The sequence below is a fragment of the Microbacterium sp. NPDC058342 genome, assembly GCF_042723935.1.
Taxonomy (GTDB): Bacteria; Actinomycetota; Actinomycetes; order Actinomycetales; family Microbacteriaceae; genus Microbacterium.
On the sequence record NZ_JBHXID010000001.1, the window covers coordinates 1,746,782 to 1,772,018 of the forward strand.

General features: G+C 67.5%; 24 protein-coding genes, 1 tRNA gene and 1 other RNA gene. 13 read left to right on the plus strand and 13 right to left on the minus strand.

Annotated features, from left to right (window positions below):
* Nucleotides 1-9 precede the first annotated feature (9 nt).
* Entirely contained in the window at nucleotides 10-1,347 is a 1,338-nt protein-coding gene (locus ACFWHT_RS08100; RefSeq protein WP_378827147.1) for a glutamine synthetase family protein, read from the minus strand.
* 2 nt (nucleotides 1,348-1,349) lie between these two features.
* Nucleotides 1,350-1,565 (minus strand): SPOR domain-containing protein, encoded by a 216-nt coding sequence (locus ACFWHT_RS08105; RefSeq protein WP_378827149.1) that lies wholly within the window; start codon nucleotides 1,563-1,565, stop codon nucleotides 1,350-1,352.
* A 67-nt stretch (nucleotides 1,566-1,632) separates the two neighbouring features.
* On the opposite strand from ACFWHT_RS08105, the gene ppgK reads away from it, so the two are divergent.
* Nucleotides 1,633-2,379: a polyphosphate--glucose phosphotransferase gene (ppgK, locus tag ACFWHT_RS08110; RefSeq protein WP_378827151.1), complete on the plus strand. Its 747-nt coding sequence runs from the start codon at nucleotides 1,633-1,635 to the stop codon at nucleotides 2,377-2,379.
* Nucleotides 2,380-2,449: 70 nt separating this feature from the next.
* Here the strand turns inward: ppgK and rnpB are convergent.
* The 4 genes from rnpB to ACFWHT_RS08130 form a co-directional block, all read right to left on the minus strand.
* Nucleotides 2,450-2,809: RNase P RNA component class A (gene rnpB, locus ACFWHT_RS08115), an RNA gene on the minus strand.
* 35 nt (nucleotides 2,810-2,844) lie between these two features.
* A complete protein-coding gene (locus tag ACFWHT_RS08120) occupies nucleotides 2,845-4,542 on the minus strand; it encodes a bifunctional 3'-5' exonuclease/DNA polymerase (RefSeq protein ID WP_378827152.1) in 1,698 nt (565 codons plus the stop codon).
* A 31-nt stretch (nucleotides 4,543-4,573) separates the two neighbouring features.
* Nucleotides 4,574-5,308 (minus strand): zinc ribbon domain-containing protein, encoded by a 735-nt coding sequence (locus tag ACFWHT_RS08125; protein WP_378827154.1) that lies wholly within the window; start codon nucleotides 5,306-5,308, stop codon nucleotides 4,574-4,576.
* 10 nt (nucleotides 5,309-5,318) lie between these two features.
* Nucleotides 5,319-5,726 (minus strand): YchJ family protein, encoded by a 408-nt coding sequence (locus tag ACFWHT_RS08130; protein WP_378827157.1) that lies wholly within the window; start codon nucleotides 5,724-5,726, stop codon nucleotides 5,319-5,321.
* Between the two features lie 61 nt (nucleotides 5,727-5,787).
* Between ACFWHT_RS08130 and ACFWHT_RS08135 the strand changes: the two genes are divergently transcribed.
* From ACFWHT_RS08135 to ACFWHT_RS08145, 3 genes are read left to right on the plus strand one after another with little or no spacing between them, the layout of a single operon-like run.
* Nucleotides 5,788-6,627 (plus strand): aldo/keto reductase, encoded by an 840-nt coding sequence (locus tag ACFWHT_RS08135; protein WP_378827158.1) that lies wholly within the window; start codon nucleotides 5,788-5,790, stop codon nucleotides 6,625-6,627.
* Entirely contained in the window at nucleotides 6,624-7,577 is a 954-nt protein-coding gene (locus tag ACFWHT_RS08140) for a methyltransferase family protein (RefSeq protein WP_378827160.1), read from the plus strand. The genes ACFWHT_RS08135 and ACFWHT_RS08140 overlap by 4 nt, the downstream gene beginning before the upstream one ends.
* 5 nt (nucleotides 7,578-7,582) lie before the next feature.
* Nucleotides 7,583-8,650: an acyltransferase family protein gene (locus ACFWHT_RS08145; protein WP_378827162.1), complete on the plus strand. Its 1,068-nt coding sequence runs from the start codon at nucleotides 7,583-7,585 to the stop codon at nucleotides 8,648-8,650.
* A gap of 63 nt (nucleotides 8,651-8,713) precedes the next feature.
* Here ACFWHT_RS08145 and ACFWHT_RS08150 read toward each other — a convergent pair whose 3' ends face one another.
* The 6 genes from ACFWHT_RS08150 to ACFWHT_RS08175 all read right to left on the minus strand — a co-directional run bounded on the left by ACFWHT_RS08150 (nucleotide 8,714) and on the right by ACFWHT_RS08175 (nucleotide 14,739).
* A complete protein-coding gene (locus tag ACFWHT_RS08150) occupies nucleotides 8,714-9,550 on the minus strand; it encodes a carbohydrate ABC transporter permease (protein ID WP_378827164.1) in 837 nt (278 codons plus the stop codon).
* Nucleotides 9,547-10,407, minus strand: coding sequence for a carbohydrate ABC transporter permease (locus ACFWHT_RS08155; RefSeq protein ID WP_378827167.1), 861 nt, complete (start codon nucleotides 10,405-10,407; stop codon nucleotides 9,547-9,549). Before ACFWHT_RS08155 ends, ACFWHT_RS08150 begins: the two co-directional genes overlap by 4 nt.
* 116 nt (nucleotides 10,408-10,523) lie before the next feature.
* Nucleotides 10,524-11,879 carry an ABC transporter substrate-binding protein gene (locus ACFWHT_RS08160; protein WP_378827169.1) on the minus strand — a complete coding sequence of 452 codons (1,356 nt, stop codon included), beginning with the start codon at nucleotides 11,877-11,879 and terminating at the stop codon, nucleotides 10,524-10,526.
* 7 nt (nucleotides 11,880-11,886) lie between these two features.
* Nucleotides 11,887-13,119: an aminotransferase class V-fold PLP-dependent enzyme gene (locus ACFWHT_RS08165; RefSeq protein WP_378827171.1), complete on the minus strand. Its 1,233-nt coding sequence runs from the start codon at nucleotides 13,117-13,119 to the stop codon at nucleotides 11,887-11,889.
* Between the two features lie 4 nt (nucleotides 13,120-13,123).
* Nucleotides 13,124-14,032: a dihydrodipicolinate synthase family protein gene (locus ACFWHT_RS08170; protein ID WP_378827173.1), complete on the minus strand. Its 909-nt coding sequence runs from the start codon at nucleotides 14,030-14,032 to the stop codon at nucleotides 13,124-13,126.
* Nucleotides 14,029-14,739, minus strand: a complete 711-nt coding sequence (locus ACFWHT_RS08175; protein WP_378827175.1) for a FadR/GntR family transcriptional regulator — start codon at nucleotides 14,737-14,739, stop codon at nucleotides 14,029-14,031. The genes ACFWHT_RS08170 and ACFWHT_RS08175 overlap by 4 nt, the downstream gene beginning before the upstream one ends.
* 105 nt (nucleotides 14,740-14,844) lie before the next feature.
* Between ACFWHT_RS08175 and ACFWHT_RS08180 the strand changes: the two genes are divergently transcribed.
* From ACFWHT_RS08180 to ACFWHT_RS08195, 4 genes are all read left to right on the plus strand, one after another.
* Nucleotides 14,845-15,891, plus strand: coding sequence for a class I mannose-6-phosphate isomerase (locus ACFWHT_RS08180; protein ID WP_378827177.1), 1,047 nt, complete (start codon nucleotides 14,845-14,847; stop codon nucleotides 15,889-15,891).
* A gap of 446 nt (nucleotides 15,892-16,337) precedes the next feature.
* Nucleotides 16,338-16,985 (plus strand): hypothetical protein, encoded by a 648-nt coding sequence (locus tag ACFWHT_RS08185; RefSeq protein ID WP_378827179.1) that lies wholly within the window; start codon nucleotides 16,338-16,340, stop codon nucleotides 16,983-16,985.
* Nucleotides 16,967-17,584: a hypothetical protein gene (locus ACFWHT_RS08190; RefSeq protein ID WP_378827181.1), complete on the plus strand. Its 618-nt coding sequence runs from the start codon at nucleotides 16,967-16,969 to the stop codon at nucleotides 17,582-17,584. Before ACFWHT_RS08185 ends, ACFWHT_RS08190 begins: the two co-directional genes overlap by 19 nt.
* The gene (locus tag ACFWHT_RS08195; RefSeq protein ID WP_378827183.1) at nucleotides 17,581-18,402 is read left to right on the plus strand and encodes a hypothetical protein; all 822 of its coding nucleotides are present in this window, start codon (nucleotides 17,581-17,583) and stop codon (nucleotides 18,400-18,402) included. Before ACFWHT_RS08190 ends, ACFWHT_RS08195 begins: the two co-directional genes overlap by 4 nt.
* Before the next feature lie 225 nt (nucleotides 18,403-18,627).
* Here the strand turns inward: ACFWHT_RS08195 and ACFWHT_RS08200 are convergent.
* Nucleotides 18,628-18,700 (minus strand) — tRNA-Val (locus ACFWHT_RS08200).
* 166 nt (nucleotides 18,701-18,866) lie between these two features.
* Here ACFWHT_RS08200 and aceE point away from each other — a divergent pair.
* The 5 genes from aceE to ACFWHT_RS08225 all read left to right on the plus strand — a co-directional run bounded on the left by aceE (nucleotide 18,867) and on the right by ACFWHT_RS08225 (nucleotide 25,164).
* On the plus strand, nucleotides 18,867-21,593 hold the full coding sequence (gene aceE / locus ACFWHT_RS08205) for a pyruvate dehydrogenase (acetyl-transferring), homodimeric type (RefSeq protein WP_378827185.1): 2,727 nt from the start codon (nucleotides 18,867-18,869) through the stop codon (nucleotides 21,591-21,593).
* 4 nt (nucleotides 21,594-21,597) lie between these two features.
* Nucleotides 21,598-22,815, plus strand: a complete 1,218-nt coding sequence (locus ACFWHT_RS08210) for a PucR family transcriptional regulator (RefSeq protein WP_378827188.1) — start codon at nucleotides 21,598-21,600, stop codon at nucleotides 22,813-22,815.
* Between the two features lie 121 nt (nucleotides 22,816-22,936).
* Nucleotides 22,937-23,857 carry an ACP S-malonyltransferase gene (locus ACFWHT_RS08215; RefSeq protein WP_378827190.1) on the plus strand — a complete coding sequence of 307 codons (921 nt, stop codon included), beginning with the start codon at nucleotides 22,937-22,939 and terminating at the stop codon, nucleotides 23,855-23,857.
* Nucleotides 23,854-24,852, plus strand: coding sequence for a beta-ketoacyl-ACP synthase III (locus ACFWHT_RS08220; protein WP_378827192.1), 999 nt, complete (start codon nucleotides 23,854-23,856; stop codon nucleotides 24,850-24,852). Before ACFWHT_RS08215 ends, ACFWHT_RS08220 begins: the two co-directional genes overlap by 4 nt.
* A 63-nt stretch (nucleotides 24,853-24,915) precedes the next feature.
* Entirely contained in the window at nucleotides 24,916-25,164 is a 249-nt protein-coding gene (locus ACFWHT_RS08225) for an acyl carrier protein (RefSeq protein ID WP_087130211.1), read from the plus strand.
* The last annotated feature ends 73 nt before the right edge of the window (nucleotides 25,165-25,237 follow it).

Below are 25,237 nucleotides of genomic sequence, written 5' to 3' on the forward strand. Positions count from 1 at the left end.
GTGTGTGACTCAGAGCAGCCCGAGGTTGTTCTGCAGCTCGAAAGGCGTGACCTGGCCACGGTACGCCTCCCAGTCCTTGCGCTTGTTCAGCAGCACGTAGTTGAAGACCTGCTCCCCCAGCGTCTCGGCGACGAGCTCGGAGTCCTGCATGTACTCCAGTGCATGGTCGAGGCTCGCCGGCAGCGGCGCGTACCCGAGCGCGCGGCGCTCGGCGTCGCTGAGCGACCACACATTGTCCTCGGCCTCGGGCGGCAGCTCGTACTCCTCCTCGATCCCCTTCAGTCCGGCCGCGAGCATGAGTGCGTACGCGAGGTAGGGGTTGGCTGCGGAGTCCAGCGCACGGTACTCGACGCGGGTCGACTGACCCTTGTTGGGCTTGTACATCGGCACGCGGACGAGCGCGGAGCGGTTGGCGTGTCCCCAGGTCACGAAGCTGGGCGCCTCGTCGCCGCCCCACAGCCGCTTGTACGAGTTGACGAACTGGTTGGTGACCGCGGCGATCTCGTTCGCGTGGCGCAGCAGGCCCGCGATGAAACGCCGGCCCGTGATCGAGAGCTGGTACTCGGCGCCGGCCTCGTAGAACGCGTTGACATCGCCCTCGAAGAGGGACAGATGCGTGTGCATACCGCTTCCCGGGTGATTGTTCAGCGGCTTCGGCATGAACGTCGCGTACACGCCCTGCTCGATCGCCACCTCCTTGATCACGGTGCGGAACGTCATGATGTTGTCCGCGGTGGTCAGGGCGTCGGCGTAACGCAGGTCGATCTCGTTCTGTCCGGGACCCGCCTCGTGATGGCTGTACTCCACCGAGATGCCGAGGTCCTCCAGCATTCTCACCGCGCTGCGGCGGAAGTCGTGCGCGGTGCCGCCCGGCACGTTGTCGAAGTAGCCGGCCGAGTCCGCGGGCACGGGGCCCTCTGCGCCGTACTGCGACGACTTGAGCAGATAGAACTCGATCTCCGGATGCGTGTAGAAGGTGAATCCGGCATCCGCCGCCTTGGCGAGCGTTCGGCGCAGCACGTTGCGCGGATCGGAGACCGCGGGGCGGCCATCGGGAGTCGTCAGGTCGCAGAACATGCGGGCTGTCGGATCCACCTCGCCTCGCCAGGGCAGGATCTGGAACGTCGACGGGTCCGGCTGCGCGAGCAGGTCGGATTCGAAGGTGCGAGTGAGTCCCTCGATCGCGGACCCGTCGAATCCGATGCCCTCGGCGAAGGCGCCTTCGACCTCTGCCGGGGCGATGGCCACCGACTTCAGCGTGCCGATGACGTCGGTGAACCACAGGCGGACGAACTTGACACCGCGCTCCTCGATGGTGCGCAGGACGAAGTCCCGCTGCTTGTCCATGCTCACGCGTCGTCCCCGTTCGCCTTCGCACCCCAGCCGTCGTCCGCGGCGTCCTCCTCCGCCCACGCCCGCGCGCGCTCGCGCAGCGTCTCGGGAGCCCGGGCCGCGTCGTCGGCGGTGTCGAAGGGGCCCACCCGATCGACCGCAGCGGACTGCATGCCGAACTCAACCTCTCCGGTGCTGAGGTTGTACCAGTACTTCTCGTCGCCGTCGGACATGTCAGCTCCTTGTTCGGGATCTGTCACGATCCTAATCGTGCGCAGGGACGTCGCTAGGCTATTCCGCATGGCACAGCAGGCAATCGGCGTCGACATCGGCGGCACCGGCATCAAGGCAGGAATCGTCAATCTCGAGCACGGCACGCTGGACTCGGAGCGGGTGCGCGTGGACACGCCCAAGGGGGCACGCCCGGCCGATGTCCTCGACACGGTCCGCGAGGTGCTCGACACCCTCGGCGTGACCGGTTCCCAGCTCCCGCTCGGCGTGGCCTTCCCCGCGATCGTGAAGCGCGGCAGGACGCTGTCCGCCGCGAACATCGCGAAGGACTGGGTGGGCTTCGAAGCCGAGAAGTTCTTCGAGGACGGCCTGGGCCGCCACATCACCTTCGTGAACGACGCCGATGCCGCCGGCGTCGCCGAAGCCCGCCACGGAGCAGCCCGGGACGCCATCGGTCTGACCATCATGACTACGCTGGGCACCGGCATCGGCTCGGCCTTCCTCTACGACGGGGTGCTCGTCCCCAACACCGAGTTGGGTCACCTGCGTCGCGAGGGCGAGTCGATCGAGCGCTGGACCGCCTACTCCGCGATGGAGCGCGAGAGCCTGTCCTGGGAGGACTGGTCCGCGCGCCTGCAGGAGTTCTACTCGCACGTCGAGTTCCTCTTCAGCCCGGATCTCTTCGTCGTCGGCGGCGGCGTCTCGAAGCATCCCGAGAAGTTCCTGCCCCGTCTCGAGCTGAAGACCCCGATCGTCGCCGCCGTGCACCGCAATGCTTCCGGCATCATCGGCGCGGCCTCGCTGGCCGCGGACTAGGCGATCCCGACGCCGAAGGCCCCGATGGATCCGCACTGCGGATCCATCGGGGCCTTCAACATGCCGGGTGCGAGCGGGCCGGCCTGTACGCCGGGTTCTGTTCGGGAGCTCGCGCTCCTTCGACGGCCATCTCTCTCGGCGACACGTTGCCGTGCCGCTCCAGCGACCTACCCGAGGACTCGGCGGGCCGCGTCGACGTCCTCTGTCTGGTCTTGCTCCGGGCGAGGTTTACCTGGCGGGGCATGTCACCATGCCCCCCGGTGGTCTCTTACACCACCCTTTCACCCTTACCGGGCCGAAGTCCGGCGGTCTTCTCTCTGTGGCACTGTCTCGCGGATCACTCCGGGTGGGTGTTACCCACCGCCCTGCCCTGCGGAGCCCGGACGTTCCTCGGTGCGCTCTCGCGCCACGCGACCGTCCGGCCGACCCGCTCGCCCTCCGATTCTAGCGGCGCGCGCGGCGGGATCACGTGGCGGCGTCGTCGCGGATGCTCAGATCGAGCGGCACGTCGATCGCGAACCCGGGGAACAGGCGCGCGGTGGCCGCCTCGGCCGCAGCCCGGACCGCCTCGGCGGCGGCGCCGGCCTGATCGGCGGGACAGTGCACGATCACCTCGTCGTGCAGGAACAGGGCCAGATGCGGCCGGTCGTCGAAGGCAGGTCCGGATGCCGGTGCGCTGACCGGCGCCGGGGGCAGCGCCATGAGCCGGTGGCGGATCTCCGCCAGCCAGAGCAGGGCCCATTCCGCCGCCGTGCCCTGGACGACGAAGTTGCGGGTGAAGCGTCCGCGATCCCGGGCGCGACTGCGTGCGCGCGCCTCGTCCGCTCCGCCCGCGCCGGGATCACCGGCGCGTGACTGAGCGCTGCGCCAGGCCTCGTCGGGGCGTGGAGACCCCCGGCCCAACAGCGTGCTCACCACACCGCCCTCCTCGCCCGTGCGCGCAGCCGCATCGACGTGTGCCATCGCGCGCGGGAAGACGGTGCGCAGCCTCGGCACCAGCCGACCGCTCTCTCCCGTCGTCGCCCCGTACATGGCCCCGAGCACGGCGTACTTCGCCTCCTGCCTGGATGCCACGGCGCCCGACCGCACGACGCCCTCGTACAGGTCGGATCCCCTGGCGGCATCCGCCATCGCGGTGTCGTGCGACATGGCGGCGAGCACGCGGGGCTCCAGCTGCGCGACGTCAGCGGTGACGAACACCCAACCCGGGTCGGCATGCACCGCCGGACGCAGCTGCCGGGGTATCTGCAGCGCGCCCCCGCCGGACGAGGCCCACCTTCCGGTGACGACCCCACCGGTGAGGTAGACGGGGCGAAAACGACCGCCGCGCACCCAGTCGTCGAGCCACGACCACCCGTTGGCGGTGAACAGGCGAGCCAGCCGCTTGTACTCCAGCAGTGGCGCCACGACCGGGTGATCGATGTCGGACAGCTCCCACTTCGACGTCGACTCCACGAAGACGCCGGCGCGGTGCAGCGCGCGCAACAGGCGTGGCGGACTGTCCGGATTGACCTCGGCGTCGCCGAGGCACTCGCCGATCTCACGGACGAGGCTCGCCATCCGCGCCGGTCGCGCACCGCGCAGAGGGCGGGGGCCGAGCGCGTCCTCGAGGATGCCCTCGTGGACTGCACGGCTCCACGGCAGCCCGGCGGCCGTCATCTCCTCGGCGATGAGCGCACCGGTCGACTCGGCCGCGCACAGCAGCGCCAGGCGCCCGTCCGGTGCACGATCCAGAGCATCCTGCTGCGCTCTCCATTGCGCGAGCACCTCGTCGAGGTCGCTTCCGGCGTCGGGGCCCACATCGAACAGGCCCGGCTGCGCGACGAGGTCCTCGGGCTGATCGGGGCGCACCCAGAGCGGCGAGGGCGTCAGCGGTTCGGACAGGGCCGGGGTGTCACGCAGGATCGCATGGCACAGCAGCAGGTCGTGCGCGCGGCGGAGCCGTATTCCTGCGGCGAGCAACGGCGGGTAGAACGACCGCAGGCTGCGGACCGTCCAGCGGGGAGCGAGCTCGTGCTCCAGCGCACGGACACGGTCGTGCAGCGCATCCTCCCGCACATGCTCGGCGGTGACGTCCTGTGCCGGAGCGGTCGTCACGGCGAGCAGCCATCCTGGCCGGTCCGCATCGCGCGCCACGACGACGTGCGGCGGCGGGCGGTTCACGGTCCGGCGGTGAGCGCGATGCCCTGTGAGGTCACAGTCCCGATTCCTCGGTCCGCACGAGGATGCCTCCGCACTCCGGGCACGAGACAACCTCGTCCGCCGCCGCGCGTCGGATCTCCGTGATGTCGGTGCCCGAGAGCACCATACGGCACCCCTCGCATACGCCTCTCCGCAGCAGGCCGACGCCGATACCGCCCCGTGAGGCGCGCCGCTCGAACTCGGCGAGCAGCTCCGCGGCGACCGTGCCGGCGAGAGCGGCACGGTCACGCGCCAGGTGTTCGCCGTCAGTGGCCGCAGCGGCCATGTCGCCCTTCGCCTCTGCGGTCAGGCGAGCGCCTTCGGACTGCGTCTGGTCGATCAGAGCCTGCTGGGCGTCCACGGCCGCCTGCGCCTCCTCGACACGACCCATGACCTCGAGCTCGGTGTCCTCGAGCATCGAGATGCGGCGTCCGAGGCTGTCGATCTCGTTCTCGAGAGCCTGGGCCTGCTTGGGGTCGGTGGCGGAGGCGAGTCGCTCGCCGTCGCGATCCCGTCGCTGCGTGGCCAGCGCGACATCGGATTCGAGCCGGGCGAGTTCCGCCCGGGCGTCGTCGAGGGTGCCGGTCAACGCCGTCAGCTCTCCGAGCTGCTGCTGACGGAGCGCGGCGAGCTCGTTGATGCGCGCCCCCTGCGCGGGCTGCGTGCGCGCGCGCTCGGCCTGCTGGATCCGCCGATCCAGTTCGGCGATCTCGAGCAGGGTCCGCTGGTTCTCGGGAGAGGCTTTCACACTCTCAAACCTATCCGGTGCGGATGACTCCGTCGACGTACAGCCAGACCCGCTCCTCCCGGACGAACCGGCTGCGCTCCTGCAGCGATCCGCGGCCGCCGTCCTCGCGATAGATCGCCTCGAACTCGACGATCCCCTCACTGTCGAACGGGCCCCCGGCCTGCACGTCCAGGATGTCCAGACGCAACCAGCGCACGTCATGGTCCAGCTCCAGCCGGTCCGGGCGCGTCGAGGGATGCCAGGTGCGCAGCAGGTGCGACGCATCACCCATCGCGAAGGCGGTGAACCGCGAGCGCATGAGGCGCAGTGCGCTGGGCGCAGCTCCCGTGGCGATCACCGGTCCGCAGCAGGAGCCGAAGGCATCGCCGCTCGTGCACGGACAGCGGCGGCGGTCGGCGGGATCGTCGATGGTCGGCATCCCCTCATCGTCGCAGACCACGACCGCGCGTAGGCTAGCGGGACACACCCCGAGGAGGATCATGACCCGCACGCCCCAGTTCACCGCCCACAACGGATTCGCCCTTCCCGCCGTCGGTCTGGGCACGTACCGGCTGAACGGCGAAGCGGGTGCGGCCGCGGTCGCCGCCGGGATCGATCTCGGCTACCGGCTGGTCGACACGGCGTTCAACTATGAGAACGAGGGTGCTGTCGGCGCGGGAGTGCGCACGGCGTCGACCGAGCGCGCCGACATCATCGTGACGACCAAGCTGCCGGGCCGCCACCACGCCGCCGAGCGCGCGCGCACCAGCATCGAGGAGAGCCGGTACCGCCTCGGAGGGGACGCCGTCGACCTGCATCTGATCCACTGGCCGAACCCGAGCCGCGATCTGTACGGCGAGGCCTGGCAGGCGCTCGTCGACGCCCAGACGCGGGGGCTCGTCCGTCAGATCGGCGTCTCGAACTTCCTGCCCGAGCACCTGGAGCGGATCGAGGCCGAGACCGGTGCGCGGCCGGTGGTGAACCAGATCGAGGTGCACCCCTACTTCCCCCAGACGGACGCACTGGAGCTGCATGCCGAGCGCGGCATCCTCACCGTCGCCTGGAGTCCGCTCGGACGCGGCAAGGAGCTGCTCGAGGAGCCCGTGATCGGCGAGATCGCCGGCGCGCACGAGATCACGCCGGCGCAGGTCGTCCTCGCGTGGCACGTCGCGCGCGGCACCGTGTCGATCCCGAAGGCTTCGTCCGCCGAGCATCAGCGCGCGAATCTGCAGGCGGCCGAGGTCGTGCTCGAGCCCGCCGAGGTGGAGGCGATCACCGCGCTGGGGCGTCCGGACGGCCGGCTCTTCGGCGCCGATCCCGCCATCCACGAGGAGATGTGACGCTCACCGGCCGGCTGGATGCCCGGTGGGGTCGCGCGTACTTCGCCGTGCAGGCCGTCGCGGGGACCGGCTGGTGGCTGGGAGTCGCGGTGCAGCCGGGCATCCGCCGGCTCACCCTGGGTGACCTGCCCGCCGGGGTGGTCGCCGCGTTCGACGTCCCGCTGTTCGTGATCGCATCGGCCCTCGCCGCGCTCGGAATCCGATTCGCCGCGGAGACCGCGACGGCATGGACCGTCCTGGTCGCCGCCGGGATGGCGCTCTATGCCACCGCGACGACTCTGGCCGGCTGGGGAGCCGTGCTGATGATCGCGGCGGCGGTGGCCTCCACCGGAGCACTGCTGCTCGTGCGGCTGGGGCGGATGCCGTCGGAGTGGCTGCTCATCGGACCGTTCGCGGTCAGGGAGGCCGCCCCCGCATCGGCACGACGGCACCTGTTGCGCACCGCGGCGCAGATCTTCGTCTTCTGGGGCGTCTGCCTGGTCGTGATCCCCTGGGTCATCGCGATCACCGAGGACCGCTGGGGACTGCGCCTCCCGCATCCCCCCGGAGCGGCGCTCGCGGGAGGCACTTTGCTAGTCGCCGCGAGCGCACTCGGGCTCTGGGCGGCGGTCACGATGGCCGGACGGGGTGACGGCACTCCGCTGCCGATCGCGACGGCCCGCCGGCTGGTGGTCACGGGCCCCTATCGTCTCGTGCGCAATCCGATGGCGGTAGCCGGCATCTCACAGGGTGTGGCCGTCGGATTGCTCAGCGGTTCCTGGCTGGTCGTGGTCTACGCCCTGTGCGGCTCGCTGGTGTGGAACGACCTGATCCGACCGTGGGAGGAGAAGGATCTGCTCCGGCGGTTCGGCGCGTCGTACGAGGCGTATCGCCGGCGCGTGTCGTGCTGGATCCCGCGTCGTCCGCGCCGTCGCGCCTCCGGGCCCGCCCGGGAGCCCCTCGTATACTGAGCCGGATGCCCGAGCACACCGAACCCGCACCCTCCACGACGCCCGCCACCCGCGCCGATGCCAGGACCGCCCGCGGCGGGGCGGACATCAGCCGTGCCCTCGACCGGCACGATCGGCGGATCGGCTGGATGGATCTGCTCCGCGGGCTGTCGATCCTGCTCGTGGTCCTGCATCACACCACGCAGATCGTCACCTACCGGATCGACGAGGTCCCCGCGTTCTTCGAGTTCCTCAGCGCGTTCTTCGCGCCGTTCCGGATGCCCATGCTGATGTTCCTCTCCGGTCTCCTGGTCGCGGGCTCACTGCACGCGCCGACCGGCAAGTACGTGTGGGGCAAGGTGCGCCGCATCGTCTGGCCCATCGTCGTGTGGACCGTACTGTACGCCGTGTCAGAGCGCATCGTGGGACAGGGTGAATACATGCCCTGGGAGCTGGGGTTCTGGAACACCTACCTGTGGTTCATGCAGTTCATCTTCGCCTACTACATCCTCGCCCTGCTGATGCGCTGGGTGCCCGCGTGGGTGATGGTCGCCGTGCCCTTCGTGGTCATGTTCCTCGTGCCGGCCGAGCTCGAGCTCCTGCAGCGTTTCTTCTACCTCATGCCCTTCTTCTTCCTCGGGGCGCTCATTGAGAAGCACTGGGATTCGTACGCCCGGATCCTGAGCGTGCCGCTCGCGGCCGTGCTGTCGATCATCCCCATCGGGGTCGCGCTGTACTCGGGTCTGATCGACCCGCTCTGGTATGAGCCGCTGTCGGCGCTCCCGGCGATGCTCGGGATCATGATCCTCGTGCGTCTGACCGCGGCCGCGCCGGAGGCCCGCTGGCTCGCGCCGGTGCGCTTCGTGGGGCGGTACTCACTGATCTACTACGTGTCGCACTATCCGGTGTTCGCAGCGCTCGGGTGGCTGGCGATGAAGGCGGGCATCTCGGATCCGGGACTCGGTCTCGTGGTGATCTTCACCGCGACGGTGGCGGTGTCGACGGGGTTCGCGCTGCTGGGACGCCGGATGCCGGTGAGCCTGCTGTTCGAGCTGCCGCGGCGGCTGTGGCCGGCGCGGATCGTCGCCCGCTGACGCGAAGTCCCGCCTGACCAGCGGCACAGACGGGACTTCGCGTCCGAGACGGCGCTTCGCCGATCAGCCCTTCACCGCGCCAGCGGTCAGACCGCGGACGATGTATTTGCTGGCGAACGCGAACACCACGAGAGTGGGGATGATCGTCAGCACGGCCGCTGCCGACAGCTGACCCCACTCGATGTTGTAGCTCGTGATGAACCCGTTGAGTGCGGGAGGAATCGTCTTCCGAATGTCCGAGTTCATCAGAGTCATCGACAGAAATAGCTCGTTCCAGCAGGCGACGAAGTTGAAGATGAACGCCGCAACGATACCGGGCAGCATCACGGGAACGACGATCCGGAAGAGAGCGACGGTGCGGGAGCATCCGTCGATCATCGCCGCCTCTTCGAGGGCGTCGGGAACATTGCGGAAGAAGCCGACCAGCATGATCGTGCTGAACGGAATTCCGATAGCGATGTACACCAGCACCAGACCCATGAGCTGGTCGACGAGCCCGAGCCTGGTCATCAGCAGGTAGAGAGGCCCCAACGCGATGAACGCGGGAAGCATCTGGGTGACGAGAAAGGCTGCGAACACAAGCCCCTTCCCCTTGAATCGGAACCGCGCCAGCACATAACCCGAGAGGATCGAGATCACGGTGACGAACGCGGCGGCGACGAGGCCGACGATCAAGCTGTTCGCGAGATAGGTGCCGAAGGCCGACATCGAGAACAGCTGCTGGAAGTTCTCCAGCGAGAACTGTTCCGGCCAGTACTGCAACGGCACCGTGAAGATCGACCCGGGGGCCTTGAACGCTGTCACGGTGATCCAATAGATCGGGAACAGCGTGATCACCAACCATATGCCCAGAACAACGAACTTGACGGTCCGTGCCAGGGTGGACTCCTGCCCGATCATGAGCTCGACTCCTTCTCGCGCGTAGCGGCAAGATAGAACGCAGCGAAGATGGCGAGGATGAGCATCACGATGAGCCCGATCGCGGATGCCTGCCCGTAGTTGCCCTGTTGATTGACCTGGATCATGTAGCTGGTGAGAATGCTCGTCTTGCCTGCCGGCCCGCCTCCGGTCATTCCGTAGATGATCTCCGGCGAGTTGAAGATCCAGATCGTGCGCAGCAGGACGGTCAGCAGAATAGTCCCGCGGATGTAAGGGATCGTCACGCTGAACAGCGTGCGGCCCTTGCCCGCGCCGTCCAGGGCAGCTGCCTCATAAAGCTCCTCAGGGACGGATTGCAGTGCGGCGAGCATCATTACCGCGAAGAAGGTCGCGCCATACCAGACGTTGGCGATGATGGCTGCTGTCATCGCCGTCGATGGGTCGGCCAGCCACGGGATCCGCTCTTCGATGAGATTGGCCTTGAGCAGCAGATCGTTGATGACACCCGACTCCGCATTGAACATCCAGCGGAACAGAATGCCGATGAGGAAGCCCGAGATCGCCCATGGCACGAACGCGAGCGCCTGGTACAGACCGCGGAAACGAAACTTCCGGCGCAGCCACAGCGCAAGCGCGAATCCGATCACGAATTGCGGAATCAGCGAGCCGAGCACCCAGACGACCGAGTTGAGCAGGGACACTCCGAACGAGGGTGCTTTGAGCACGTCGATGAAGTTGTCGAGCCCAACCCAGTCCGTGTTGTTGAAGTTCGCGAGATTCCAGTTACGGAAAGCCATCTGGAGCCCGTTGAGGATCGGGTAGTACGTGAAGATCCCGACAACGAGCAATGCTGGAAGCAGGTAGAGGGCGATCAGCATCGCCCTGCGCCAGGTGAAGTTCCGTGAGGAGATGCCGGCGCTGCTCCTCGTCCGCCGAGGCCGAGGAGGGCGCGGGGCACCGGCCGCAGCCAGTGACCCCGCCTCCCTTGTCATCGTCATTCCTTCGCCTGATCCCATTTCTCGGTCCAGTAGGCATCCCAGTCGGCGAGCACATCGCCGACCGTCCGGTCGCCGATCAACATGGACTGGAAGTCCGTGTTGGCCTTCGCCGCCCATTCGGACCACCACGTCACCGATCGAGGCTCCTGCACGGTGTAGTGCACCTCGGGATCCTCGTTCATCTTCAGATAACTGGCCCACGGGCCCTCGGTGAAGTATGGATCGGCTTCGGCGCTCAGCAGGATCGGCACCAGGTTGTTGCCCTTGGAGAACTCGAGGGAGGTCTCGCCGGAGGAGAGGAACTCGATCAGTTCGATCGCCTCCGTCTTATGGGCGCTCGACTCCGCGATGCCCCACCCATTGGACCCGAGTGGCTGCGGAGCCTTGCCCGTCGGACCGACCGGAAGCGGAGTGGTGTTCCATTGGTCGGCGGCGACAGACGTGGACTCCTGAATCGTCGCGATCACCTCCGAGGTCTGCATCAGGAAACCGCTCGTGCCAGCACTGAAGCTCTCGACCATCTCGGGGTAACCCCATGCAACGGATGACGGCGGGGACGCCTCATTGAACAAGTCGAGCGAGAGCTGCAGTCCTTCCGCCGCCTCGGGCGAGGAGAACAAAGTGTTCCCGTTCTGCAGACGGTAGGCATTGGTCGGGTCGAGATCATCGGCCGCGTAAGCTTCCATGATGATCGCGGCATGACTGTAGCCTTCTGTTCCGCCACGGTAGGCCCAGCCATACGTGTTGTCGTCGGGATCGTTGATCTCGACGGCGGCGTCCAGCAGATCCTGCCATGACGCGGGCGACTCCAGACCAGCCGCTTCGAGCAGATCCGTGCGCTCGAACAGGGTCTTAACGTAGAAGCCGTAGGGAATGTAGAGAGTCTTCCCGTCGAGCTGCGAGAACTCTTGCGCCGTCGCTGTCAGATCGGACCAGCCCTCCCAGCTCTTGATCTCGTCGGACATGTCGTAGATCCAGCCGTTCGCATTGAACGGTCCGACGGTGTTGTCGCGCACCTCGAAGACATCGATCCCGGTTCCTGACTGGAGCATCTGCTGGATCTTCTGGTCGGCACCGTCGGTGGGCGGCGAGATCAGATTGACCGTGATGTTCTCGTGCTCGGCCTCGAAATCGGCGATGAGAGACTTCAGAAGCTGCGTCCGCGCAGGGTTGGTCAGGCTCTCGACCATCTGCAGGGTGACTGTTCCATCGGCAGCGTCGCCGGAGGAACTGCAGCCGCTCAGCACCAGCACCGTCGTGATCCCTGCGGCCACGAGCGTGATGGGTTTGCGCATGATGTTTCCTTCCTTGTTTCTCTGGGAGAGGCGCGACGGCTCGGGGCGCCATCGCACAGGTCGTTCAGCGTCCTGCCGCGAGAATGACGGGCAGGCCCCGCTCCACGAAGAGGTCGTAGTCGTCCGCGGTGTTGTAGACGTGCGCGGAGAGGCGCAGGATGCCCTGTCCGCGCCAGGCGTTCACGGCTGTCTCGAAGCCCGCGTCGGCGAGCCTTTCACGCAGCATCGTCGCGCCGTCCGCGGTGTCAGCTACACCCGGGGGCAGAGCGACGATCCGCATCGGGCGGGCCGGGCTTTCGGGACGCAGGTCCGGTTCGTACTCCCCTTGCCGGGAGAGTGCTTCGATCACCCGTCGGTGCGCGTAGTCCATGAGGTCGCTCGCATACTCCCGCACACGTCGCCAGCGGAAGCGCGATTCGATTGCGTCGATCGATTCCATCGCCGACAGCACCGCTGTGACGTCGATCGTCCCTTGCCTGTCGAATCTTGCCGGATACGGCTCAGGTGTCCCCCACGAATCGATCAGCGGGTAGAGCTCCTGCATGACCTCGGTCTGAGCGAAGAGGATTGCCGCACCGCGCGGAGAGCAGGCGAACTTGTGGAGATTGCCGATCCAGTAGTCGGCCAGACTGCCCTCAAGCGGACGGTCGACCGCGCCCGGGGCGTGCGCCGCGTCGACCAGCACGCGCGCACCTTTCGCATGTGCGTCCTCGATGATGCCGGGCAGCGGAAACGCGCGGGCGGTCGCTGAGGAGATCTGATCTACGATGAGCAGCGCCGTCGAGGTGTCGGTGGCCGCGTCGATCCGGGAACGCACCTCGGCGTCATCGGCGGCGAGCGGCACCGTGACCTCACGCACGTGCGCGCCCGATCGGCGCGCGAGGCGTTCGGCGCCCATCCGGAGCGCTCCGTAGCAGTGGTCAGTGACGACGATGCTCGCCCCGCGGGGCAAGGCGAGGCTGTTGTAGACCACGCTCGCGCCGCCGCTGGCGCTGGGGACCGCGACCACCTGTGTCACGTCTGCGCCGAGGTATGCCGCAATCCGCGCACGCGCCTCCGCCACCCGGCCCGGGAGACCTCGGAACCACCGGTTCGGGTTCGATTCCATCTCGGTGCGGAGCTGGAGCTGTCGCGCCTGGGTTGCACGCGGCACGGCTCCGCACGAGCCATGGTTGAGGTGGCGGAGCGACTGATCCACGGACCAGTCCTCGATCGCCGGCGCCCCATCCGGCGCGAGGAGCGGCGCCGGAGCACCCGGCTTCTCGTGCGCCGAATGCGTCTTCGATGCGGTGGTCATGGAGTCAGGGCATTCGTTCTTCGGACGTGGATGGGCTCGCTGCAATTCCGAACTGCGCAAGGAGTTCATGCGCGTGCGCGGTCTGGGAGGCGCTCAGCATCGGGAGCGGAGCTCTGCTGCGCCCCATCGGAACGCCGCGCAGCTGCAGCGCCTCACGCAGGAACGCAATGAAGTCGAACTGGTCCTGCGCCGCGATGAACTTCAGTGATTCGTCCTGGCGTGCACGGGCGGTCACGAGATCGCCCGCCTGGAAGGCGCGGTACAGCTCGACGTAGGTGCGCGGAATCGCGTTGTAGGTGGACCCGACTCCGCCATCCGCGCCGAGCGCGAGCCCGCCCAGCAGCACCTGGTCCGCTCCGTTGAGGATGGTGAAGTCCTGGCCGATGATGCGCCGGAGATCGGCGAGCTGATGCAGATCAGAGGAGGTGTACTTCACGCCGGAGAGGACCCCCTCGTCCGCGCGTGCTGCGAACCATTCGGTGGACAGCCGCGCGTGTGCCAGCGACGGGATCTGATAGGCCAGCAGCGGCACCTCAATGGAGTCCGCGAGCGCACGGTAGTAGTCGGTGTATGCGGCCTCGTCGTAGTCGAAGTAGTGTGGCGTCACCGCGGCGACGGCGGTCACGCCCACCGCTGATGAGAAGGCGGCCAACTCTTTGGAGGAGCGTGTGTCGGGTGCTCCCACGTGAGCGATAACCGAGATCCGTCCGGCGACGTGCCCGGTCACCGCGTCGATCAACCGCTTGCGCTCGTCGATGGTGTGCAGCGGGAACTCCGCGGTGCTTCCGCAGAGGAAGACGCCGTCGATGCCGGCCTCTATGAGCTTGTCGACGGCTGCAAGACTGCGGCCGACGTCTTGGGCACCGTCTTCGTCGTAGCTGGCAAGCAGAGCGGGAATGATTCCGTGGATCAAGATACTGCCTTCTGTGTCGCCACGTGCATGAGGGCTTCGTGGATGTCGATGAAGTGATCTGCCACCGCGCGTCGCATGCGGGCGCCGTCGCCCGAGCGGATGGCGAGAAGGATGTCCCGGTGCATCTGGGCAGTGTGATGCACCCGCGTGGACTTCAGGGACTCAGGTGCCTTCTCGAAGATCGTCCAGAACACGTTGATCAGTTGAGTCACGAGGGAGTTACGCAGCGGGCCGAACAAGCTCACGTGGAACTGACGGTCGACGTCGGTCGGCACGGCACCGCCGCTGGACTCCGCTTCCATCCTGTCGACCAGCGCGTCGAGCGCGGCGATGTCTTCGGCCGTGAGCGATTGGGCGACCTGCTCGATGAGCCCCTCTTCCAACGCGCGGCGCACTTGAAGGAGTTCGACAAGCGGGAGGTGCTCGACCATCAGTCCATACGGGAGGTTCTCCACGAGCGGGGTGAACGAGAATCGCCCCGCGTAGATGCCACGCCCGTGTGCGACCTCGACGATTCCCAGCGTCACGAGTCCGCTGAGTCCTTCACGCACGGACGTCTTTCCCATGCCGAGGATCTCCGCGAACTCCGCCTCGGACGGAAGCGCCTCACCGGGCGCGATCCTGTGATCGATCATGTACTGACGAATCGCGTCCTGCGCCTGCTTCGACAGGGGCTGGCGGTTCCGAGGGCGAGTGCTGGTGGCCATGTCAGCATTTATAGATCAGATATCAGGCTTCTGTCCACTGATATCTGATATCTGTTCTCCGATATGGTGGTGTCACACTCATCCCTCCAGCTTGAGGAGAACTCCGTGGCACCACTCTCCGAGAACCCGTCTGCGTCTCCGGTTCCCATCGCGCTGCCCCCGAACCAACCCGCTGATCGCCCCTACCTGGGTGGGCTCGGCATCGCACGATTCCGTGGACTCGGCCCGGAGCACAACGCAGGGCCTGAAGACTTCCTCGCGTCCACGACCGAGGTCTGGGCGGGGGGCGGCGTCGGCTTGACCCGCCTGTCCGACGGGCGGCTGCTCCGCGACGCCGTCCGTGCCGCGCCGCAGGAGTTCCTGGGCGCCGACCACGTCGCTCGTTACGGAGACGAGGTGATGCTGCTGGTCAAGCTGCTCGACACCGGAGAACGGCTCTTCGCGCACTTCCATCCCGGCGACAGCTTCGCCGGGGACGCCCTCGGTGCACCGCGCGGCAAGACGGAGGCCTGGATAGTCATCGACACCGACCCCGCACACGACCCGTATGCGCTGCTCGGATTCTCCCGCGACGTCGACCCGGCTGACGTCGTCGACTGGTTCGACCGGCAGGATGTCGCGGCCATCACAGCGGCGATGAACCGCCTCCCCCTCGCCGTCGGCGACACATTGCTGGTGCCGGCCGGCGTGCCTCATGTGATCGGCCCGGGAATCACGCTCGTCGAGGTGCAGCAACCGGCAGATCTGTCCCTCCTTCTGGAGTATCGCGGCTTCGGCGATATCGATCGCGAAGGTGCTCTGCTCGGGCTGGACGCGACGCGCGCGTTCGATGGGCTCCGGCACACACGGTTCTGCCCCGACGAGTGCGTGGAGCGAGCGATGCTGGGGCCCGGTACGCGCAGACTTCTCCCTCCCAGTGCCGACGACTTCTTCCGGGCGTGGTGGATAGACTCCCGCACTACAAAGGATCTCCGCCCCGGTTTCGCGGTGCTCGTGGTCGTCGAAGGCGACGGGACGCTGCGCTGGGACGGCGGAGAGCTCTCCGTGAGCCGCGGCTCGACAGTGCTTCTCCCGCACGCCTCCGGAACCGTGCACTGCGAGGGCTCATTCGGTGCGATCCTCTGCGCCCCTCCGGGACGTGAAGCACCGTGAGACAGCGCGGCGACGGACGGGCTCCGGTGGACGCAACGGAGCGTTGCGGGAACAGACGACCACGGGTCAAGAAGCTCGTTTCCGCATGGAATCATCGGGAGCAATGGTCGTGGGACAATGAGGACATCAGAGAAGGGACGTCGCGCACCCGGCTGCAGCATGTGAGCACCGGCTGGACGACAGAAGTCTGCATCGCATCGTAGCGATCCCTGACCGGACGGGAAGGGAGACGCGACATGAAGCAGAGCAGCTCGGCGAATACGTCCTCTGGCAGTCATTCCGCGATCTGAGCGAGTGTTCCGGCGTCGTCGTGGCCGCGTATCGCCCGACCCAATGACGTTCCCCGTCCGGAGTCCGTCGACGAGGTCACTGTGTGGGCGGGTCGTGAGGATTCCCGCCGGGTCGAACTCGCCTACGCTCCGGTCTTCTGGGTGGTCCTGCCTCTGGTGGCGCTCGGGTTCTTGATCCAGCAGGCGATCGTCGATCCGACCGGTGCGGACTCGAACATCACGATCAACGGGCAGAGCCGTGATTCGTGGCCTGAGTGGGTGCTGTGGCTCATCTGGGGAGGTGTCGCTCTCTGGCTGCTGATCGCGATCGGTGTGCTCGTGCTCCGACTGAGCATCCTGCGGGATCTGCGCACCGAGAACGCGTGGGTCTATGAGCATGGCGTCGCGTACTCGATCCACCGCACCTCAGTGGACCACGACGACGGCGAGGGGGTCTGGGCGACCTACATCGCTCTCGATCATCGCCTCGACAGCAAGCGAGCCGCGCGGATCTACCACGCATTCGAACGGTGGCTTACCCAGGGCGGAATGCCGCCAGCGGGATCGAAACCGATCTCCTCGGCCACCCTGTTCGGGTCTGAGGCGGCGGGCGGGTATTTCATCCTCCACCTCCCGGTCCCCGCGACCGCCGGAGACACTGCCGAACATCGCTGGATGCTCATCACCGAACCGCATCAGGACGATAACGACAGCGACGGCGAAGTACTCGTGACGCCGGTCCCCGTGCCGAAGAAGCTGGAGAAGATCCGTCGCAAGCTGCACCGAAAAGCGAGAAGGAGCGCTCGATGGTCACCCAGGAGATAACCGTCGTGCTACGGTCGCTCTTCACGACCGACGAGCAGACCCGGCAGTGGATGGCTGCGGCCCGTACACCTGAGACGCGCGCACGTATACGGCAATGGGTGAGGATCGAAGCCCTCGGCCTTGCGACGTTTCTTCTCGGCCTTTCTCTCGTCATCGTGGCCGTGGTCGTATCGATCGCGACGGCCATGGGGAGCGGCATCGGCAACGCGCCCCCGGCGCTGTTCTGGTGGAGCTGGGGCGTCGCCATCGGCGTGACCGCGTGCGGTGCCGTCGGTTGGGTGATCGCGATCCGAAAAAGAGAGGCGGCCTGCTTCGCCGATGATCAGCTCGTCGTGGGTACCGTGGACCGGGTGATCGAGCATCCCGGCAGCGGAGATGACCATACCTGGTTCGACCTGCGGCTCAGCACCGTGCTTCCAGATGGCAAAACGCTACGACGCCGCCTGCACCTCGAAGGCGAACACCTCGATCGCCGCTTGGGTAGCCGACTGCGGTTCCGGCACAACACGCTCGATGCCGACGCTTTCGACGACGTGCACTTCGTGGGCTGGCTCAACAAGAAACAGCCACGTCCTGGTCGTGGAAGGAGCGCGCGATGAGCAAGCAGATCAAGGTCACCTCTCGCGGGCGCACCGTCGTGTACGGCGAAGACGACAAAGCACCGTTCTGGCTCGAGCACCTCGCCGCGCTCATCGTGACCGGGCTTGTCGTCATCGTCGGCGGGGTGGTCGTCCTGTCGCTGACCGACGGTGGCCGCGCGACACTGGTGTGGCTCGGACTCGGGCTTGGTCTGGTCATGGCTGTCTGGTTGTCCATCGATCCGTGGCGAAGCTGGCGACGCGGCGAGCCTGCGGCGGTATGGATCGGCGAGGCGCTCTCTGCGTTCGGGTGGAGTGGTATGACCGCTCTTTTGGCAGCGGGCATCCCGTACGTCTTCTGGCGCGGCCCGGACTCCCTTCCTCCCGGCTGGCAGGTCGTGATCCCTGTCGGCACCGTGGCCTTCATCGCGACCACGTTCCTTGGACTGCGCCTTCAGACAAGCCGGCCGCTCCCGGCGCTGGACCGGACGCCACGGTCCGCGCGCGTGATTCTCGCTAGTGAAGACTCCGAGGGCGCGCAGACCATCGCTGTGCGCTACCGGGGCGTCGACGGAAAAAAGCACGACGCGGACCTCGCCGACCTCATCGACGACTCCTGGTTGGACCGTTTCGCCCCCGACTCGACCTGGCAGGTGTACGCCTTCCGCAATCCGCAGCTCGCGAACGCCGTCGTCTTCCTCACCGAAGCCCACGATGACGTTTGGCGCGACGGCTACAAGCTCGACGGCGTCCGGCTCGGCGGCGAAGGCGGACCCGTCAGACCGGGACCCGGATCGCCGTTCCTCCGCGAAGACTCGAAATGGAGGTTTGAGTTATGAGCACCGGATCAGTTCAGCGACGTTCGCGGGGAATGGACAGGCCCCAGTAATCGATCGGCGGGAGCCGAGGATTTGGCTCATCCTTTTCGTGATAGCTTCACCGCTTCTGGCCTGGGGCGTTCTTTGCCGTTCGATGGGATCGTTCTCGGTGTGATCCTGTTCTTCGCGATCGTCTCGGCTGCCGTCGCGTGCGGTGCCGGGCGTGTTCCCGTAAGACAACTTGGGTGGGCCCTGCCGGGATCGAACCGACGACATCCACGGTGTAAACGTGGCGCTCTACCAGCTGAGCTAAAGGCCCTGATGCGTTCAGTCTAGCCATCCGTCGGCGCCCGTTCCGATTGCGGCATCCGGCCCTCGAACGGATATAGGCTGGGCACAGCGCGTGTTGTGCCGAGCCGACAAGGCTCCCGCACGCCGCATCCCGTTTCCTTGGCACGACCTGCCAGCTTGACGAAAGGCTCCCCGTGACCGTTCACGACCAGGATCCGTACTCCCAGGGCCCCCTCGACAGCGATCCGGAGGAGACCGGCGAGTGGCAGCAGTCGCTCGACGAACTGGTCGACGCGAAGGGCCACGGACGCGGGCGCGAGATCATGCTCAGCCTGCTGAAGCGCTCCAAGGAGCTGCACCTCAACGTGCCGATGGTGCCGACCACCGACTACATCAACACGATCGCACCCGAGAACGAGCCCGAGTTCGGTGGCGATGAGGAGATCGAGCGCCGCTACCGGCACTGGATCCGCTGGAACGCCGCGATCACCGTGCACCGCGCCCAGCGCCCCGGCATCGGCGTCGGCGGGCACATCTCCACCTACGCAGGCGCCGCCTCGCTGTACGAGGTCGGGTTCAATCACTTCTTCCGCGGCCAGGATCACCCCGGTGGCGGCGACCAGATCTTCATCCAGGGTCACGCCTCCCCTGGCATCTACGCACGTTCCTTCCTCGAGGGCCGCCTGAGCGAGGCGGACATGGACGGCTTCCGCCAGGAGAAGTCGCACGAGGGCAGCGCGCTCCCCTCCTACCCGCACCCGCGCTCGATGCCCGACTACTGGCAGTTCCCGACCGTGTCGATGGGCCTGGGCCCCATCAACGCGATCTACCAGGCGCAGGCGAACAAGTACCTGACCAACCGCGGCATCAAGGACACCGGCGACCAGCACGTCTGGGCGTTCCTCGGCGACGGTGAGATGGACGAGGTCGAGAGCCGCGGTCAGCTCCAGGTCGCGGCCAACGAGGGACTCGACAACCTCACCTTCGTGATCAACTGCAACCTGCAGCGCCTCGACGGACCGGTCCGCGGCAACGGCAAGATCATCCAGGAGCTCGAGTCGTTCTTCCGCGGTGCGGGCTGGAACGTCATCAAGGTCATCTGGGGCCGCGAGTGGGACGATCTGCTCGCCCGTGACACCGACGGCGCGCTGCTGAACATCATGAACGCCACTCCCGACGGCGACTATCAGACGTACAAGGCCGAGTCGGGCGCGTACATCCGCGAGCACTTCTTCGGCAAGGACGAGCGCGCCGCAGCGCTCGTCGAGGGCTACAGCGACGACCAGATCTGGCACCTGCGCCGCGGCGGACACGACTACCGCAAGGTCTACGCGGCCTACCAGGCGGCACTGGCGCACAAGGGTCAGCCCACCGTCATCCTCGCCAAGACCGTCAAGGGCTACGGGCTGGGTCCGCACTTCGAGGGCCGCAACGCGACCCACCAGATGAAGAAGATGACGCTGGAGAACCTCAAGACCTTCCGCGACACCATGCAGATCCCGATCACGGATGCGCAGCTCGAGGAGAACCCGTACCTGCCGCCGTACTACCACCCGGGCCAGAACGACGAGACGATCCAGTACATGCTGGAGCGCCGGCGCAGCCTCGGCGGCATGATCCCGGAGCGCCGCACGCAGCACACCTCGATCACCCTGCCCGGCGACGCGACCTACGCGCTGCCGAAGAAGGGCTCCGGCACGCAGGAGATCGCCACGACGATGGCGTTCGTCCGGCTGCTCAAGGACCTGCTGCGCTCCAAGGACTTCGGCAACCGCATCGTGCCGATCATCCCCGACGAAGCACGCACGTTCGGTCTGGACGCCTACTTCCCCACCGCGAAGATCTACAACCCGAACGGTCAGCAATACACATCGGTCGACCGCGAGCTGCTGCTGGCCTACAAGGAGAGCCCGCAGGGCCAGATCGTGCACGTGGGCATCAACGAGGCGGGCGCACTGGCGGCGTTCACCGCGGCGGGAACCTCGTACTCCACGCAGGGCGAGCCGCTCATCCCGATCTACATCTTCTACTCGATGTTCGGCTACCAGCGCACCGGCGACGCCCTGTGGGCCGCCGGTGATCAGATGGCGCGCGGCTTCGTGATCGGCGCCACCGCAGGACGCACGACGCTCACCGGCGAGGGCCTGCAGCACGCCGACGGGCACTCGCCGCTGCTGGCGTCCACCAACCCCGCGACGGTCACCTACGACCCGGCATACGGCTACGAGATCGCGCACATCATGCGCTCGGGCCTCGACCGCATGTACGGCGGGGAGCACGAGGACCCCAACGTGATGTACTACATCACGGTGTACAACGAGCCGCTCGTGCAGCCCGCCGAGCCGGAGGACGTCGATGTCGACGGCATCGTCCGCGGCATCCACCGCGTCTCGACCGGCAGCGGCGAGGGCCCGAAGGCCCAGCTGTTCGCGTCGGGCGTCGGTCTGCCCTGGGCGATCGAGGCGCAGGAGCTGCTCCGCAGCGACTGGGGTGTGAACGCCGACGTGTGGTCGGTCACCTCGTGGGGCGAGCTGCGCAAGGACGGCCTCGCCGCCGACGAGCACAACTTCCTGAACCCCGACGAGGAGCCGCGCACGGCTTATCTGACCGAGAAGCTGCAGGGCGCAGAGGGTCCGGTGGTCGCTGTCAGCGACTACATGCACGCCGTGCAGGACCAGATCCGCCCGTGGGTCCCCAACCGCTACTACACGCTCGGCGCGGACGGCTTCGGCTTCTCCGACACCCGCGCCGCCGCCCGTCGCTTCTTCAAGATCGACGGCCCGTCCATGGTGGTCCGCACCCTCCAGGCTCTGGCCGACGAGGGCAAGGTGGAGCGCTCGGTGATCGCGCAGGCGATCCAGAAGTACTCGCTCCACGACGTCAACGCCGGCACCAGCGGGAACGCGGGCGGCGAGAGCTGAGCCTATGACCGGTCCCTCCACGCCGGCCATGGACAAGGCCGCCACGCTCGCCTGGCTCCGCCGGATCTCCGGCGACATCGCCACCGTGACGATCAAGCGGCTCGAGGACACCCTGCCGTGGTACGCCGACATGCCGCCGGCCCGGCGCTCCGCCGTCGGGCTGGTGGCCCAGGCCGGGATCACGTCCTTCATCCAGTGGTACGAGGACCCGTCATCGACTCCGTGGATCGCGGCCGACATCTTCGCCGCGGCACCCCGAGAGCTGCTGCGCAGCGTGAGTCTGCAGCAGACGCTGCAGCTGATCCGCGTCACCGTGGAGGTCACCGAGGAGCGCGTCGCCGGTCGCGGAGACGACCTGCGCGAGGCGATCCTGCTGTACTCCCGCGATGTCGCCTTCGCGTCTGCCGACGTGTACGCGAGGGCCGCCGAGGCGCGTGGCCTCTGGGATGCCCGGCTCGAGGCGCTCGTGGTGGACTCCATCCTCACGGGCGAGGCCGACGAGGAGCTGCCCAGTCGCATCGCGGCTCTGGGATGGCACGGGCACGGAGAGGTCTGCGTGCTCGTCGGCACGACTCCCCCGCAGTTCGATGTCGACCAGGTGCGTCGAACCGCACGGCGACTCTCCGTGGACGTGCTCATCGGCGTGCAGGGGTCCCGGCTGGTGCTGGTGGTCGGCCGGGCGAACGTGCCGGGCAAGGAGAGCGTCGACGGCGAGGAGCTGCCGTTCTCCGAGATCGCGCACCGGCTGGAGCCGTCGTTCGGCCCCGGGTACGTCGTGCTGGGCCCTCCTGTCGCCGCGCTCGTCGATGCCGGGCAGAGCGCACGCGCGGCGCTGGCCGGCTTCGCCGTCGCCCGAGCATGGCGCGGCGCCCCGCGCCCCGTCGAGGCGGACGACCTGCTGCCCGAGCGTGCACTGGCGGGCGACACGCTGGCCAAGCAGACGCTGATCGAGCGGATCTTCCGCCCGCTCCAGGCGCACTCCCCTGATCTCGTGGCCACGCTGTGGAGTTATCTCGACAACGGGCGCTCTCTGGAGGCCACGGCGCGCGAGCTGTTCGTGCACCCCAACACGGTCCGCTACCGCCTCAAGCGCGTCAGCGAGGTGATCGGGTGGGACGCCACCGGCCCGCGCGAGGCCCTGATCCTGCAGACCGCGCTGATCCTCGGCTCGATAGGCGCCGCAGAGCCCGCACGACGACGCCCGCTCACCCGGCGCCGGTAGACGTCCAGCCGCCACCGGCCGCCCTCATCGACGCCCGCACTGTGCGCCACGCACAAGGGAAACGGTGATTCTTGTGACGGTTCATCCACCGGCGTCGGCGAATCGTTGGCAAGATGGATGGGTGATCGTCGTCGGCTGCCCTGGTCAGGGCTCACAGACCCCCGGTTTCCTCGCGCCCTGGCTCGACCTGGACGGGGTACCCGACCAGCTCGCCGCCTACTCGGACGCCGCCGAGGTCGACCTCGTCGCCCATGGCACCCGGTCGGATGCCGAGACCATCCGGGACACGCGCATCGCGCAGCCGCTGATCGTGGCGGCATCCATGATCGCGATGAAGCAGCTCATCCAGCGCGCGCAGGGATCCGCCGGCGGACTCGCCGGACACTCCGTCGGCGAGCTGGCGGCGCTGAGCGGCGCCGGAGTGATCAGCTCCGAGGACGCGATGCGGCTGGTCGGCATCCGCGGTCGGGCCATGGCGGATGCCGCCGCCCGGACTCCCACCGGGATGAGCGCTGTGCTGGGCGGTGACCCGGGCGACGTCATCACTCTGCTCGACGAGCTGGACCTCACCCCCGCGAACTACAACGTCGCAGGGCAGATCGTCGCCGCCGGCACCTTGGAGAACCTGGCCGAACTCGCCGAGCGCGCCCCCCGCGGCGTACGCGTGATGCCGCTGCAGGTGGCCGGCGCCTTCCACACCTCGTACATGGCCCCGGCCGTGGAGACGCTGCGCGCAGCCGTCGCCGAGGTCGAGCACAGGGACCCCGCCGCCACGCTGTGGTCGAACCGCGACGGCGCGGTCGTCGCCGACGGACGCGACGCCCTGGACCGCATCGTGACGCAGGTCTCCTCGCCCGTGCGATGGGACCTGTGCATGGAATCGTTCCTCGCCGCAGGCATCACCGGATTCATCGAGGTCGCCCCCGCGGGCGCCCTGGTCGGTCTGGCCAAGCGCGGAATGCGCGGCATCCCGAACGTCGCCGTGAAGACGCCCGAAGACCTCGACGCAGCCGTTGAGCTGCTGAACGGAGCAGCTCAGTGACCACGCTCAAGCCGGCCTCGGGCCCGGCATACACCCGCATCTACTCGGTGGGCGCCGCACGCGGCGAGAACGCCGTTCCCAACGAGGACCTCATCGGTCCGATCGACTCCAGCGACGAGTGGATCCGGCAGCGCACCGGCGTCATCACCCGGGCGCGCGCGGTCGCCGAGACCGACGCGATCGACCTCTCCACTGCGGCGGCGACCGAGGCCGTCGAGAAGTCCGGCGTGAATCCGTCCGAGATCGATCTCGTCATCGTCGCCACGATCAGCAACCCGAAGCAGACGCCCTCCGTCGCCGCGATCGTCGCGGACCGCATCGGCGCTACGCCCGCCGCCGCCTACGACATGAACGCGGCGTGTGCAGGCTACGCATACGCCGTGGCGCAGGCCGATGCGCTCATCCGCGCCGGTGCGGCGCGTCACGCCGTGGTCGTCGGCGCCGAGAAGCTCTCCGACATCGTCGATCCCACCGACCGCAGCATCTCGTTCCTGCTTGGCGACGGCGCAGGCGCGGTCGTGATCGGGCCGAGTGAGACCCCGGGAATCTCCGCCACCGTCTGGGGCTCGGACGGCTCCAAGGCCGACCTCGTGGGCATGAACCACACCCTCACGGAGTTCCGAGACGGCACCGCCCCCTGGCCCACTCTGCGCCAGGAGGGACCCCGCGTCTTCCGCTGGGCGGTGTGGGAGATGGCGAAGGTCGCCCGCGAGGCGCTGGAGAAGGCGGGGATCGAGGCGTCGGACCTCGCCGCCTTCATCCCGCATCAGGCGAACCTGCGCATCGTCGAGGAGTTCGCGAAGCAGCTCAAGCTCCCCGAGAGCACGGTCATCGCCCGCGATATCGAGACGACGGGCAACACGTCCGCCGCATCGATCCCCCTTGCCACCCACCGTCTGCTCGAAGAGCATCCCGAGCTCAGCGGTGGTCTGGCGCTGCAGATCGGCTTCGGCGCCGGGCTCGTCTTCGGCGCGCAGGTGGTGGTGCTCCCCTGATCGGGGGCGCCCTTCCCTAGACTGTTCACCGGTTCGAAACCATTCCGAGAAAGAGGAAACACCATGGCTCTCACCAACGACGAGGTCCTCGCAGGACTTGCTGAACTGGTCACCGACGAGACCGGCATCGACGCATCCGAGGTCGCGATGGAGAAGTCGTTCACCGACGATCTCGACATCGACTCGATCTCGATGATGACGATCGTCGTCAACGCCGAGGAGAAGTTCGGCGTGACCATCCCCGACGACGAGGTCAAGAACCTCAAGACCGTCGCCGACGCCGTCAACTTCATCGTCGCCGGCCAGGAGTGACCCCGCGGATGCCACCCCCGCTGGCTGCGGGGCGTGGCATCCTCCTTCCCTGATCCCTCCCCTCCTCACGAAG

Coding starts and splice junctions, on each gene's coding strand:
- ACFWHT_RS08100 (WP_378827147.1), bottom strand. CDS start 1,347: ATGGACAAGCAGCGGGACTTCGTCCTGCGCACCATCGAGGAGCGCGGT.
- ACFWHT_RS08105 (WP_378827149.1), bottom strand. CDS start 1,565: ATGTCCGACGGCGACGAGAAGTACTGGTACAACCTCAGCACCGGAGAG.
- ppgK (WP_378827151.1), top strand. CDS start 1,633: ATGGCACAGCAGGCAATCGGCGTCGACATCGGCGGCACCGGCATCAAG.
- ACFWHT_RS08130 (WP_378827157.1), bottom strand. CDS start 5,726: ATGCCGACCATCGACGATCCCGCCGACCGCCGCCGCTGTCCGTGCACG.
- ACFWHT_RS08135 (WP_378827158.1), top strand. CDS start 5,788: ATGACCCGCACGCCCCAGTTCACCGCCCACAACGGATTCGCCCTTCCC.
- ACFWHT_RS08145 (WP_378827162.1), top strand. CDS start 7,583: ATGCCCGAGCACACCGAACCCGCACCCTCCACGACGCCCGCCACCCGC.
- ACFWHT_RS08150 (WP_378827164.1), bottom strand. CDS start 9,550: ATGATCGGGCAGGAGTCCACCCTGGCACGGACCGTCAAGTTCGTTGTT.
- ACFWHT_RS08155 (WP_378827167.1), bottom strand. CDS start 10,407: ATGCTGATCGCCCTCTACCTGCTTCCAGCATTGCTCGTTGTCGGGATC.
- ACFWHT_RS08165 (WP_378827171.1), bottom strand. CDS start 13,119: ATGACCACCGCATCGAAGACGCATTCGGCGCACGAGAAGCCGGGTGCT.
- ACFWHT_RS08175 (WP_378827175.1), bottom strand. CDS start 14,739: ATGGCCACCAGCACTCGCCCTCGGAACCGCCAGCCCCTGTCGAAGCAG.
- ACFWHT_RS08190 (WP_378827181.1), top strand. CDS start 16,967: ATGGTCACCCAGGAGATAACCGTCGTGCTACGGTCGCTCTTCACGACC.
- ACFWHT_RS08195 (WP_378827183.1), top strand. CDS start 17,581: ATGAGCAAGCAGATCAAGGTCACCTCTCGCGGGCGCACCGTCGTGTAC.
- ACFWHT_RS08210 (WP_378827188.1), top strand. CDS start 21,598: ATGACCGGTCCCTCCACGCCGGCCATGGACAAGGCCGCCACGCTCGCC.
- ACFWHT_RS08225 (WP_087130211.1), top strand. CDS start 24,916: ATGGCTCTCACCAACGACGAGGTCCTCGCAGGACTTGCTGAACTGGTC.